Origin of the sequence: Chitinimonas lacunae (genome assembly GCF_042650885.1) — a bacterium.
GTDB lineage: Bacteria > Pseudomonadota > Gammaproteobacteria > Burkholderiales > Chitinimonadaceae > Chitinimonas_A > Chitinimonas_A lacunae.
In genome coordinates, this window is sequence record NZ_JBHSBU010000001.1 from 3,877,501 (window position 1) to 3,889,668 (window position 12,168).

Annotated in this window: 10 protein-coding genes and 2 rRNA genes (1 of these 12 only partly in view); 6 read left to right on the forward strand and 6 right to left on the reverse strand. The window is 61.0% G+C overall.

The window, feature by feature from the left end:
* The 6 genes from ACFOW7_RS16680 to ACFOW7_RS16705 all read left to right on the forward strand — a co-directional run.
* Positions 1 to 1,071: ribosomal RNA gene (locus tag ACFOW7_RS16680) — 23S ribosomal RNA — on the forward strand; it begins 1,814 nt to the left of the window's first position.
* A 136-nt stretch (positions 1,072 to 1,207) separates the two neighbouring features.
* Positions 1,208 to 1,320, forward strand: a 5S ribosomal RNA gene (gene rrf, locus ACFOW7_RS16685).
* 1,085 nt (positions 1,321 to 2,405) lie between these two features.
* Positions 2,406 to 2,900 carry a D-glycero-beta-D-manno-heptose 1-phosphate adenylyltransferase gene (rfaE2, locus tag ACFOW7_RS16690; protein WP_378168062.1) on the forward strand — a complete coding sequence of 165 codons (495 nt, stop codon included), beginning with the start codon at positions 2,406 to 2,408 and terminating at the stop codon, positions 2,898 to 2,900.
* On the forward strand, positions 2,900 to 4,201 hold the full coding sequence (locus ACFOW7_RS16695; protein WP_378166386.1) for a mechanosensitive ion channel family protein: 1,302 nt from the start codon (positions 2,900 to 2,902) through the stop codon (positions 4,199 to 4,201). Before rfaE2 ends, ACFOW7_RS16695 begins: the two co-directional genes overlap by 1 nt.
* A gap of 79 nt (positions 4,202 to 4,280) precedes the next feature.
* Positions 4,281 to 5,474 carry a DesA family fatty acid desaturase gene (locus ACFOW7_RS16700; protein ID WP_378166388.1) on the forward strand — a complete coding sequence of 398 codons (1,194 nt, stop codon included), beginning with the start codon at positions 4,281 to 4,283 and terminating at the stop codon, positions 5,472 to 5,474.
* A gap of 95 nt (positions 5,475 to 5,569) precedes the next feature.
* Complete coding sequence (locus tag ACFOW7_RS16705) at positions 5,570 to 5,920, forward strand: RidA family protein (RefSeq protein ID WP_378166390.1); 351 nt, start codon at positions 5,570 to 5,572, stop codon at positions 5,918 to 5,920.
* A 171-nt stretch (positions 5,921 to 6,091) separates the two neighbouring features.
* Here the strand turns inward: ACFOW7_RS16705 and ACFOW7_RS16710 are convergent, their stop codons facing one another.
* From ACFOW7_RS16710 to glcF, 6 genes are all read right to left on the reverse strand, one after another.
* Positions 6,092 to 6,649, reverse strand: coding sequence for an NADAR family protein (locus ACFOW7_RS16710; RefSeq protein ID WP_378166392.1), 558 nt, complete (start codon positions 6,647 to 6,649; stop codon positions 6,092 to 6,094).
* The gene (gene rfbD / locus ACFOW7_RS16715) at positions 6,646 to 7,515 is read right to left on the reverse strand and encodes a dTDP-4-dehydrorhamnose reductase (protein ID WP_378166394.1); all 870 of its coding nucleotides are present in this window, start codon (positions 7,513 to 7,515) and stop codon (positions 6,646 to 6,648) included. The genes ACFOW7_RS16710 and rfbD overlap by 4 nt, the downstream gene beginning before the upstream one ends.
* A 52-nt stretch (positions 7,516 to 7,567) precedes the next feature.
* Positions 7,568 to 8,002 (reverse strand): hypothetical protein, encoded by a 435-nt coding sequence (locus tag ACFOW7_RS16720; RefSeq protein ID WP_378166396.1) that lies wholly within the window; start codon positions 8,000 to 8,002, stop codon positions 7,568 to 7,570.
* Between the two features lie 47 nt (positions 8,003 to 8,049).
* Positions 8,050 to 9,492 carry an exodeoxyribonuclease I gene (gene sbcB / locus ACFOW7_RS16725; protein ID WP_378166398.1) on the reverse strand — a complete coding sequence of 481 codons (1,443 nt, stop codon included), beginning with the start codon at positions 9,490 to 9,492 and terminating at the stop codon, positions 8,050 to 8,052.
* Positions 9,493 to 9,755: 263 nt separating this feature from the next.
* On the reverse strand, positions 9,756 to 10,523 hold the full coding sequence (locus ACFOW7_RS16730) for a substrate-binding periplasmic protein (RefSeq protein ID WP_378166400.1): 768 nt from the start codon (positions 10,521 to 10,523) through the stop codon (positions 9,756 to 9,758).
* A gap of 429 nt (positions 10,524 to 10,952) precedes the next feature.
* Positions 10,953 to 12,164 (reverse strand): glycolate oxidase subunit GlcF, encoded by a 1,212-nt coding sequence (gene glcF / locus ACFOW7_RS16735; RefSeq protein ID WP_378166402.1) that lies wholly within the window; start codon positions 12,162 to 12,164, stop codon positions 10,953 to 10,955.
* Positions 12,165 to 12,168 lie beyond the last annotated feature (4 nt).

Sequence of the window (12,168 nt, forward strand, 5' to 3'; positions counted from 1 at the left end):
TGTGACGCCTGCCCGGTGCCGGAAGGTTAAGTGATGGGGTGCAAGCTCTTGATCGAAGCCCCGGTAAACGGCGGCCGTAACTATAACGGTCCTAAGGTAGCGAAATTCCTTGTCGGGTAAGTTCCGACCCGCACGAATGGCGTAACGATGGCCACACTGTCTCCTCCCGAGACTCAGCGAAGTTGAAGTGTTTGTGAAGATGCAATCTCCCCGCTGCTAGACGGAAAGACCCCGTGAACCTTTACTGTAGCTTTGCATTGGACTTTGAACAGACTTGTGTAGGATAGCTGGGAGGCTATGAAGCGAGGACGCTAGTTCTCGTGGAGCCGTCGTTGAAATACCAGCCTGGTGTGTTTGAGGTTCTAACCTAGGCCCGTGATCCGGGTCGGGGACCGTGCATGGTAGGCAGTTTGACTGGGGCGGTCTCCTCCCAAAGTGTAACGGAGGAGTTCGAAGGTATCCTAGGTACGGTCGGAAATCGTACTGATAGTGCAATGGCATAAGGATGCTTAACTGCGAGACCGACAAGTCGAGCAGGTGCGAAAGCAGGACATAGTGATCCGGTGGTTCTGTATGGAAGGGCCATCGCTCAACGGATAAAAGGTACTCCGGGGATAACAGGCTGATTCCGCCCAAGAGTTCACATCGACGGCGGAGTTTGGCACCTCGATGTCGGCTCATCACATCCTGGGGCTGTAGCCGGTCCCAAGGGTATGGCTGTTCGCCATTTAAAGTGGTACGTGAGCTGGGTTTAAAACGTCGTGAGACAGTTTGGTCCCTATCTGCAGTGGGCGTTGGAAGTTTGAAGGGGGCTGCTCCTAGTACGAGAGGACCGGAGTGGACGAACCTCTGGTGTACCGGTTATGACGCCAGTCGTATCGCCGGGTAGCTAAGTTCGGAAGAGATAAGCGCTGAAAGCATCTAAGCGCGAAACTTGCCTTAAGATGAGACTTCCCTGGGAACTCGATTCCCCTGAAGGGTCGTTCAAGACCAGGACGTTGATAGGTCGGGTGTGGAAGCGCAGTAATGCGTTAAGCTAACCGATACTAATTGCCCGTGCGGCTTGATCCTATAACCCAAGACGCTGTGTGCGTCGGGTGCGATCGATCGATCATCCCTACCTATTGGTTACTTCTTCTGTGCGCTGTGACTACACAGCGCATCCATACCGGGTGGCGCCTTGTGGCGACGCCCGTAATCGTTAATGCCTGGCGGCCTTAGCGCGTTGGTACCACGCCTTCCCATCTCGAACAGGACCGTGAAACGACGTTGCGCCGATGATAGTGCGGATCCCCGTGTGAAAGTAGGGCACCGCCAGGCTACCTCCTCAAAACCCCAGCTCCATGAGCTGGGGTTTTTGTTTTTGCACTTTGCTTTCTCTCTTCGCAGCCTTTCCTGGCACTTCCCGGTCAAAACCGAATAAACTTTTGGAATCGTTCCAGCCTTGCCTCCTACTCCTTGCTGGAGTCCCTTCATACAGGCGTGGCGTCACGAACCTGTCCATATCCTTCCGCTATGCTGTTAGCCGGAATTCTGATCGGGAGACTAGCATCATGCTGTATCCGGAACTCTTCGCTGCCCTGGAAAAAGCGCGCTGGAATATGCAGAACGACATTCCCTGGGCCAGCTTCGACGCCACTCGTCTGAGCGACGAGCAGGCTCAGACTGTCAAATTCAACGCCATCACCGAATGGGCTGCTCTGCCCGCTACCGAGATGTTTCTACGTGACAACCACGAAGACAGCGACTTCTCGGCCTTTATGTCGATCTGGTTCTACGAGGAACAGAAGCACTCGCTGGTTCTGATGGAATATCTGCGCCGTTTCCGCCCCGACCTCGTGCCTTCTGAAGACGAGCTCCACGCCGTCCGTTTCGAATTCGACCCGGCGCCTGCGTTGGAAACCCTGATGCTGCACTTCTGCGGCGAAGTCCGGCTGACCCAGTGGTATCGCCGCGCTGCCGAATGGCATACCGAACCGGTAATCAAACATATCTACAAGACGCTGTCGCAGGACGAAGCCCGTCATGGCGGGGCTTATCTGAAATATATGAAAAGGGCGATCGAGCGCTGCGGCGATCGGGCCAAGCTTGCCTTTGCCAAGATCGGTGTGCTGATGGCCTCGAGCCAACGTAGCGGCAAGCCATTGCATCCGACCAATCTGCACGTCAACGTATCGTTGTTCCCCAACGATACCGTGCAAAGCCGACTTCCTGATCCGAACTGGCTGGAACGCTGGCTCGACGTACAGATCCGCTTTGACCGCGACTGGGAAGCCCGGGTGGTCGGCGGCATCTTGCGTAATCTATCGGGTCTGTTCGATCGGACTTTCGAGACCGCCGGCCAACTCAATCAATACCGTAAGGAACTGCAGCGTCAATTGAGCGGCTCGCTGCCCGCCGAAACTATGGACTATTCTCCTCCCGATTTCGAAGCCAAACTCTGTCCACCTGAGCGTCTGGCCGAGCGCCTGGGCACGCTGCCGCGGCCGCTGGTGTTTACCAACGGTTGTTTCGATATCCTCCATCGAGGCCATGTCACTTATCTGGCCCAGGCACGCACCTTGGGGGCTGGCTTGGTGGTGGCGCTCAATACCGATGCCTCGGTCAAGCGCCAAGGCAAAGGCGATGATCGGCCGATCAATCCGCTATCCCACCGTGCAGCGGTCATTGCCGCCTTGCAAGCGGTCGATCTGGTCACCTGGTTTGACAGCGATACTCCGCTCGAACTGATCTTGCAGGTCGAGCCCGATGTACTGGTCAAAGGGGGCGACTGGACACCCGACCGCATTGTCGGCAGCCGCGAAGTGCTGGCGCGTGGCGGCTCGGTCCACTCGATTCCCTTCCTGTTCGATACGTCCACTACTGCCACGCTGCGGCGCATCCGCAGCGCCGAGTCTTGATGAAGCCGCTGCCTTCCACTCCGCTCTACGAATTTCTCAACGATTTCCAAACCCTGACCGAACCCGCCTTTCTGCTCCAGTTGGGCTGGCTTGGTCTTGCCATTGCCTTGGGCTGGGGCCTCAGCCGTCTACTGCGGCCCCGGCTGAACCAGAGTCAGGGCCTGGGCCGCTGGCGGCTCGGTTCGCAAGGAATGGTACGGGTATTGTCGCCATTGCTGTGCTGGCTGACGGTCGAACTGGTGATCATCGGTTGGCGCCAACAGCACAGTGTCAGCCTGCTGACCCTGGCCGCCAGTCTGCTTTCTGCAATGGTTCTGGTGCAGGTGGCGGTCTATCTGTTCAACGAGACCTTTATCCAGGGCAACTGGTCGCGTCAGCGCCAACGCACCGTAGCCATGCTGATCTGGGCAGGTTTTGCGCTATATATCACGGGTGTCTGGCCAGAAATCCGCGTTGTGCTGGAAAGCATTGCCTTCCCGCTCGGTCGCCAGCGTATCTCGCTGCTGCTGATCTTGCAGGGACTGTTGTCGGTGGCGACCACCCTGTTGCTGGCCATGTGGCTGGGACGGCAACTGGAAAAGCGGGTCATGGCCGCTCAGAGCCTCGACCTCAGTCTGCGGGTGGTGTTTACCAAGATCGTGCGCACCGCCTTGATGGTCCTTGCGGTGCTGGTAGCGCTACCGCTGGTCGGAATAGACCTGACCGTGCTGTCGGTCTTCGGCGGCGCGCTAGGGGTAGGACTGGGCTTTGGCTTACAGAAGATCGCCAGCAACTACGTTTCCGGCTTCATCATTCTGCTCGATCGCTCGGTGCGAATCGGCGACCTGGTCAATGTCAGTGATCGCCAGGGCATTATCTCGGCGATCACTGCCCGCTATGTGGTACTGAAGGCGACTGACGGAACCGAGGCGATTATCCCCAATGAGACCTTGATCACCTCGACCGTGCTCAATCTATCATTCAGTGATAAGACGCTGCGCCTGGCATTGCCTGTGCAGATCGCCTATGGCAGCGATATCGAGCAGGCAATGGCTTTGCTGTTGGCGGTGACCGAAGGGGAAGACCGGATTCTGGCTGAGCCCGCCCCGCAGGTCTTCCTGCGTGGCTTTGCGGAAAGCGGGATCGACCTTGAGCTTGGACTATGGGTCAAAGATGCCGATCAAGGCACGCTGGGCTTGCGCTCGGCGCTCAATCTGAAGATCTGGCGCAGTTTTGCCGCCCATGGCATCGAGATGCCATGCCCGCGCCGCGATGTGCGGGTACTGAGCGGAACGGCTGAGATGGGTGCAGATCGAAACTAAGCATTGCGACCCTCGTTCTAATCAAGGGTAGAATATTTGCTCTTCTTGTTTTGCCTCACTTTTTAAGGAAACGCGCATCATGTCCTGGTTGAACGGTCTCATCGATCTACCCTGGTGGGGTTATATCGTCGCTACCTTGCTGCTGACCCATATCACCATCGCGTCGGTCACGATCTTTCTCCACCGTCATCAAGCCCACCGCGCCCTCGATCTGCATCCGCTGCCCAGCCATTTCTTCCGTCTCTGGCTGTGGCTGACCACCGGGATGGTCACCAAGGAATGGGCGGCCATCCACCGCAAACACCACGCCCACTGCGAAACCGAGCAAGACCCGCACAGCCCTCAGGTCCTTGGGCTGAAGAAGGTTCTGCTGGAAGGCTCCGAGCTGTACCGCAAAGAAGCCAAGAATCAGGAAACCCTGGAAAAATACGGTCACGGCACGCCCGATGACTGGATCGAGCGCAACCTCTACACCCGGCACAGCGCGCTTGGTGTCACGCTATTGGCCATTACCTATCTGCTGTTGTTCGGTGCCAACGGTATCTGGATGTGGGCGGTGCAGATGATCTGGATTCCGGTGACCGCCGCCGGCGTGATCAACGGCATTGGCCACTACTTCGGCTATCGCAATTTCGAATGCGAAGACGCTTCGACCAATATCGTACCCTGGGGCATCCTGATCGGTGGCGAGGAGCTGCATAACAACCACCATACCTTCGGCACCTCGGCCAAGCTGTCCAACAAATGGTGGGAATTCGATATCGGCTGGTTCTATATCCGCTGCCTCGAAGTGCTGCGACTGGCCAAGGTGCGTCGCGTGGCACCGACGGTGAAACGGGTCGAGCCCAAGCCGCAGGTCGATTTCGACACCTTGCAGGCCATTATCGCCAACCGCTATCAGATCGCTGCCAACTACGCCAAAACGGTCAAGGCGACGGTCGGGCTGGAGCTGGAAAAGCTCAAGCAGCATGCACCGCATCTGCCGCAATTCGAAACCAATGTGCAGCGCGCCATGCGGCGCTGGCTCAAGCAGGATCGCAAGCATATCCCGCTGCGTGAGCAGGCCAAGCTCGATGCGCTGCTGGCCGAGTCCAAGGTATTGGAGACGGTGTATCGGATGCGGCAGGAATTGACGGCTTTGTGGGAGCGTTCGTCGGCTTCGAAGGAGCAACTGGTCAAGCAATTGCAGGACTGGTGCAACCGGGCCGAAGCCAGCGGTATCGACGCCCTGCGTGAGTTCTCGCTGCGTCTGCGTGGCGTTGCCATGGCCTGATCTCGGCTATACTCGCCGTTTGCGCCACGACGCGCGGTCCACGGGCCGCGCGTCGGCGCGTCAGGCCCCGCCGTTTCGTTCCAGAAAGGACTTTCATGTCGATTCAACGCTATCACGTCGGCCCGCGCTTATCGGAAATCGTGGTCCACAACCAAACGATCTATCTGGCAGGCCAGGTCGCCGACGCCACGCTACAGCAGGATGCCAAAGCCCAGGCCGAGGAAATCTTCGGCATGATCGATCGTCTGCTGGCCGAGGTCGGCAGCGACAAGACCAAGATTCTGAGCGCCCAGATCTGGCTGGCCGATATGAACGACTACGACGCCATGAACGAGGCGTGGTCGGTGTGGGTACCACAGGGCCATACGCCGGCGCGTGCCACGGTCGAATCGCGGCTGGCCAGCCCCGAGTACAAGGTCGAGGTCAAGATCATCGCAGCCCAGTAAGCCTGGCGAAACATCTGCATCAAAGCAAAGCGGTCGGAATCATCCGTCCGCTTTTTTTCTATTTCGGTTACTAATCGCCAAGAAACTTGCACAGATTTTCAGAATTGTTGATTCTATCCAAGCTGGCGTCGAATCCAGCTGACGTTGGACAGATAGAGGGCGCCATGACGGCTATTTACCCTGTTCCCGCAGCTGCTGCCGCACCTGCATCAGCGCAAAGCCCAGCAGATTATCGCCCTGCCAGCGGGCTGGATTGGCAGCGTCGGGATGGTCTGCAGCCAGACCAATGCCCCAGATCCGGTCAACCGGACTTGCCTCAACGAGAATCTGGTGGCCGGTACCCAGCAGGAAGTCATGTAGATCGCGATGTTGGCCGAATTTGGCCAGATTCCCGGCTAGCACGATCTCGAAGCGATGCTGACGCCAGCTTTGCTCATCGTAGTGCTGCACCTCGCGGCCAAGCCGCTTGGCTGCACTCGGATCGTCAGTGGCCAGGATGCGTTCCAGCGTGGCGCCATCGCCGAACAGCCGGGCTTTGCCGGCCATCATATAGTGCTCGGCGCTGGCGTAATCGACCCCATCGACCGTGAAAGGACGGCGATACCACTGACTTAGGCTAGCCCGCAGCGCGGTGCCGCTGTGGCCCCAGAACGGCAGATAGTCGAACTGCCGGCCGGCAGCGATGGCTGCCAGCAGTGTCGGACGCGAAAGCGGCTCCGTGCCGTTCAAGGAAGTGACTCCCAGCACAGCGCCAGTGCCTCTTCCCAGTGCGGTGGGGTCAGACCGAAGGTTTCTTGCAGCTTATTGAGTGCCAACCGCGAGTTTTTCGGACGTTTGGCCGGGGTCGGATAGGCTTCGCTGGCGATCGGCGCTACGTTCGGCACCTTGTCGCCGGCTGCTGCGGCGAGGCGGAAGATCGCTTCGGCAAAACCGAACCAACTGGTATTGCCGCCATTGACCAGGTGATAGACACCGCTGACGCCGTGCCAGTCGGGGCGGACGGCCACGATATGGGTGGTCAGGTCGGCGATGGTTCGAGCCCAGGTCGGGGCACCCACCTGATCGGCCACGATATTGAGCGACTCGCGCTCGCGGCCAAGCCGGCGCATGGTCAGCAGGAAATTCTTGCCACGCGCGGCGTAGACCCAGGAAGTACGCAGGATCAGATGATCGCAGCCAATGGCGCGGATGGCTTCTTCGCCCGCCAGCTTGGAGGCACCGTAGACATTTTGCGGCGCGACCGGATCGTGCTCATGCCAAGGAGTGTCGCCCTCGCCCGAGTAGACGTAATCGGTCGAATAGTGGATCAGCGGAATACCGAGCCGCTTGGCCTGTTCGGCCAGTACGCCCGGGGCGATGCCGTTGATGGCGTAGGCGCGCTCGACTTCCTGTTCGGCCAGATCGACGGCGGTATAGGCGGCCGGATTGATGATCAGGCTGGGACGGACTTCGGCAATGGTGGCACGCAGCGCGTCCGGATCAGCCAGATCGAGGCTGCGGCTGTCAGGTGCGACAACGCGACCGAGTCCTTGCAGACTGCGCTGTAGTTCCCAGCCGACCTGGCCATTGCGGCCGGTAAGCAGAATGGTATGCATGGTTCCTCCTGGTGAGTCGGACCGCCCGGCTGGGCGGCCCGGGTCGCCTGGCCTATTTGGCCGCTTTGGGGGCGGACTTGGCCGTGTCGAGGCTCATGTCCATCTGAAGATAATAGGGGGACTTGGGCGGTTTCGGCAGCTGCACTTTGAGCAGCTGCTGGCTCAGACAGTCGGCCGTCACCGGATCGCTGTCGCTCCAGACCTTCGCCACGCTGCCGTCGGGGCCGAGGGCGGCGGCAAAGCGCAGGCGACGGTGACGGTCTTTCTTGGCCTTGCTGGTGCAGGTTTCCACTGCCCGGGTGACGGCGGCATTGAGCGGGGTTTGCAAGGTCTCGCTGCGGTAGGCGTGGTTGGCGCTGTCTTGGTCCTGCATCACGGCGCGGACCAGGGCTTCGTCGAACGACTGGGCCAGCGCTTCCTCGGCGTGGGCTTGGCCGCCCAGTGCGACGAGGCCGGCGGCGAGGGTCACGGTATAGATCGTTTTCATGGCGTGCTAAAGCGGTTCCAGAAGTTACAGGAAGTGATGCGCCCCGGTCAGGCCAGGGTCGCGGCCAGATGAGCGGCGTAGCGCTCCAGTTCGTCGAGCAGCGCAGTCTGCGCGGAATCGGCCGGTTCGCGCAAGGCAGCCAGACGTTCGCGCAAGGCGGCCAGGCTCAAGGCGCCGGCTGCGCCATCGACCAGCCGATCGGCGCGATGGGCCTGCCAGCGCAGTCGCTCGTCGGCATCGAGCTGATCGGGCCAGTTGCGGGCGCGGTAGCGGAACAGCAGTTCCTCCAGACGTGGGTCGTCGAAGCTGACCCGTTCGTCGGCCAACTGGGCCGGGGCGAGCCGGCGCAGTCGGTCCAGGCTGCGCCGGTCACGGTCGCCGATAAAGCCGTCGTAGAGCGCTTCGTCGACATCGCGCGGCACGATAGGTTCCTGTCGGCTGTAGGCAGCGGCCAGCGCTGCCTCAGGCTTCGGGCCATGCTTGAGCCGTTCGGCATGGATCAGGGCGCGTTCGAGGTCGATGCCCAGTTCTGCGGCCCGCTCGGGAAACAGCGCACGCAGACTGCCCACCACCACCGGACTGCGGTTGAGGTGGATGGTCTTGATCGGCAGCCGGCTCTCGCCATTGGTGGCATCGGACCTGGCAAACAGCCGACGGCGCAGTTGCTCGGCGTCGAGGTCGAACAGTTCGGTTGGGTCGTGCGCCAGATCCCAGACCGCCAATTCATTGCGATTGCTCGGGTGCCAGCCCAGCGGCGCCACCACGGCCATGCAGCCGCGCGAGGCCGGATACATCCCCGATACATGCAGAAACGGCCGGCCATCGAGCGGCGCCAGCTCGTCGAGCACCGCCTGGCGCTGACGCAGCCTCAGGCAGAAATCAAATAGCCGCGGTTGACGGGTCTTGATCAGTCGGGCCAGCGCAATCGTCGCTTCGACATCGGACAGGGCATCGTGGGCCCGGCCATGGCTGATGCCGTTCGCCGCAGTCAGATGTTCGAGCTTGAAGCTGACTTGACCATCGTCACGGCGCGGCCAGGTGATCCCTTCAGGGCGAAAGGCATAGGTGGCGCGTACCAGATCGAGAATATCCCAGCGCGAACAGCCATTACGGAATTCACGGCCATAGGGCTCATACAGATTGCGCCACAGCAGGTGGCGGGTCATTTCATCGTCGAAACGCAGGGTGTTGTAGCCCAGACCGCAGGTTTGCGGTTTGGCCAGTTCGGCATGGATACGCGCGACGAATTCGGGTTCGGGCAGACCGCGCGTCTGTACCGTGGTCGGGCCGATGCCGGTGATCAGGCAGGCGTCGGGATCGGGCAGATAGTCGTCGCTCAGTCGGCAATAGAGCGATACCGGTTCGCCAATCGGATTGAGGTCGAGATCGGTTCGCTGCCCGGCAAACTGGGCCGGCCGGTCGAGACGCGGATTGAGGCCGAACGACTCATAGTCGTGCCAGAAAAAGCTTGCGCCTTGATCGCTGTTCATCGGAAAGGGGACGGGGGCGCCCAGCGGCGCGCCATCACAAGGTTGGCGAAGAAACGGCGGCCATTATAACGTGGTGCGGGCCGGTTTCTTGGTGTGGTGGCAGGCGGAGATGCTTTCCGGCGGGCGCGCAGGATCAGGCCCAGGTGCGGTGACAACGGAAAGGGTTTTCAGGCGCGATGGGCCTCTTGATGCCTTCCAGCCTCTACCGCTTTGTCCCGCCGCCAGCTCCAGCTCCGCCTCAGGCCCGATCCGACTGAGCAATCCTATTTAGCCTGATCGAATTTCCCAGCCAGCAGTTCGCTTTCCAGCCGGGCGTAGTCGCCGCTGCGGCGCAACTGCCCCAATCCTTCATTGAAGCGCTCAAGCAGCGCCCGGTTACCCGGGACCTGGCGCGACAGCATCAGACGGTAATCGATCTGCTCGGCCACCTTGGTGGCATGGACGATCCGCTCGCGCTCAGCCGGTGTGAAATGGGCCCGCAGCGTCTGGTAGCCGACGGTGCGGGCCAGCGGGAAGAAGTCGATCCGGCCGGCCAGCAGCATCTTCATGCCGGTCTCGACATTGAGGGCGGAGAGATTGATCACCAAGCCCTCGCGGATCGGCACTTCCCAGACGCCGAGCTTGGAGCCCAAGGGCGTGGCCATGGTCAGGCCGCGCAGATCGCTGAACTGCTGCCACTGCAACGGTTTTTCCTTGAGGTGGAACAGCACCTCTTCGTCGGTAATCACCGGATCGCTGAAAAAGGCAAAGCGCAGCCGCTCAGGCGTGCGCGACCAGACCACCGAGCCGGCAATCGTGCCCTGCTCGACCATACTTTGCGCCCGTGCCCAGGGGTAGAACTCGTAGCGCACCGTGACGCCGACCCGCTCAAAGGCAGCCGTGACGATCCGCGAAGCAAAACCGTAATGGGGCAGGGTTTCGGATAGATAAGGCTGCCATTCCCCATTGGCCAGCCGGATTTCCTCGGCCTGCACCCATGCCAGGCAGCCCAGCAGCAGACACAGCAGATGGCGTGACAGCAGACTGATCATGGCAGTGCTCCGGCAGACCGGCCGGAACGGCAGTTCCGGCATTTGCTTGGTGATAGGTCAGCTGCCGAGCCAGCACAAGCGTAAAGCGTTTACATGCTGATACCGTTCGTCCAGCAGGGGCCGCCAGGCAGTAGGATGGACGTCATCCAATGCGGGATGTGAAGATGGCGCGAAGCTTTAGGAAAATTTTCTGAAAATAGTCTGCAAGGACAGAGGCTGTTTATTTGAAAAAATAAATATATAGGGTCAGGCTGTCCTGAGAGTCGGAGTCGGAGTCGGAGTCGGAGTCGGAGTCGGAGTCGGAGTCGGAGTCGGAGTCGGAGTCGGAGTCGGAGTCGGAGTCGGAGTCGGAGTCGGAGTCGGAGTCGGAGTCGGAGTCGGAGTCGGAGTCGGAGTCGGAGTCGGAGTCGGAGTCGGAGTCGGAGTGAATCAAAGCAGGCGCTGCGCCACCAGTTCGATCCAGTGGCGTACCGGCGTGGCGGTCGCGGCCTGTAGATAGGATTGGCAACCGATATTGGCGGTAGCGATCACGGGCGGCTGACCGGCTTCGAGCTGCTGCAATTTATCGGCGCGGAGCTTCTGGGCCAGTTCGGGCTGGAAGACCGAATAGCTGCCGGCCGAGCCGCAGCACAGATGGGCATCGTTGACGGGCAGCAGGATATAGCCGAGTCGGGTCAGCAGGGCTTCGACCGTGCCGCGCAGCCGCAGCCCATGTTGCAGACTACAGGGCGGATGGAAGACCAGACGCGGATCGGCCAGTGGGCGCAGCAACGGAACCAGACGCTCGATATGGCGGGCCAGCAATTGAGACAGGTCGAGCGCGGCGGCGGCCACGCGACTGGCCGGGGCGGCGTAGTCGGGGTCGTCGCCGAGTAGATGGCCGTATTCGACCACGCTGGCGCCGCAGCCTGAGGCAGTAGACAGTATGCCGGCAGCACCGGCGTCGAGACCGGCCTGACACTGCTCGACCAGCCGGCGCATATCGGCGCGGCCGGTGGCTGGGTCGTTGAGATGCCAGGCCAGTGCGCCGCAACAGCCGGCCACCGGCTCGACCGAGATGCCCAGCGCGTCGAGCACCCGGGCCGTGGCACCGTTGATGCCGGGCGCCAGGCCCGGTTGAACGCAGCCGTCGAGCAGCAGCCAGCGTTCGCCATGGCGTGGTGCCGGGCGGCGCGGGTCGCCACGGCGGGGAATGGCGCCGGTCGTGCCTGGCGCAAATGGGCGCGCTAACCGGCCGATCCGGGTCAGGGTCGAGAACAGACCACGCCGACGCAGCAGTCGCAATAGCATGGCGCGCCGAAAACGCTCGCCACGAGGGCGTTGGGTATGGCTTTCCAGCCAATGGCGGCCGAGGTCAGCCAGCCGGTGATAGCTCACCCCGGATGGGCAGGTGGTCTCACAGGCACGGCAGCCCAAGCAGCGGTCGAGATGGTGCTGGGTCAACTGGCCGCTGGGCTGGCCTTCGAAGAGCTGCTTGATCAGATAGATCCGGCCGCGCGGGCTATCCAGCTCGTTCCCGGTGGCCAGATAGGTGGGACAGGTGGCCAGGCAGAAGCCGCAATGGACGCACTGGCGCAGGATGGCCTCGGCTTCACGGCCTTCCTGGCTGTCGCGGAATTCGTCGGCAAGACGGGTTTGCATGGCG

Coding starts and splice junctions, on each gene's coding strand:
- rfaE2 (WP_378168062.1), top strand. CDS start 2,406: ATGGACTATTCTCCTCCCGATTTCGAAGCCAAACTCTGTCCACCTGAG.
- ACFOW7_RS16695 (WP_378166386.1), top strand. CDS start 2,900: ATGAAGCCGCTGCCTTCCACTCCGCTCTACGAATTTCTCAACGATTTC.
- ACFOW7_RS16700 (WP_378166388.1), top strand. CDS start 4,281: ATGTCCTGGTTGAACGGTCTCATCGATCTACCCTGGTGGGGTTATATC.
- ACFOW7_RS16705 (WP_378166390.1), top strand. CDS start 5,570: ATGTCGATTCAACGCTATCACGTCGGCCCGCGCTTATCGGAAATCGTG.
- rfbD (WP_378166394.1), bottom strand. CDS start 7,515: ATGCATACCATTCTGCTTACCGGCCGCAATGGCCAGGTCGGCTGGGAA.
- ACFOW7_RS16720 (WP_378166396.1), bottom strand. CDS start 8,002: ATGAAAACGATCTATACCGTGACCCTCGCCGCCGGCCTCGTCGCACTG.
- sbcB (WP_378166398.1), bottom strand. CDS start 9,492: ATGAACAGCGATCAAGGCGCAAGCTTTTTCTGGCACGACTATGAGTCG.
- ACFOW7_RS16730 (WP_378166400.1), bottom strand. CDS start 10,523: ATGATCAGTCTGCTGTCACGCCATCTGCTGTGTCTGCTGCTGGGCTGC.
- glcF (WP_378166402.1), bottom strand. CDS start 12,164: ATGCAAACCCGTCTTGCCGACGAATTCCGCGACAGCCAGGAAGGCCGT.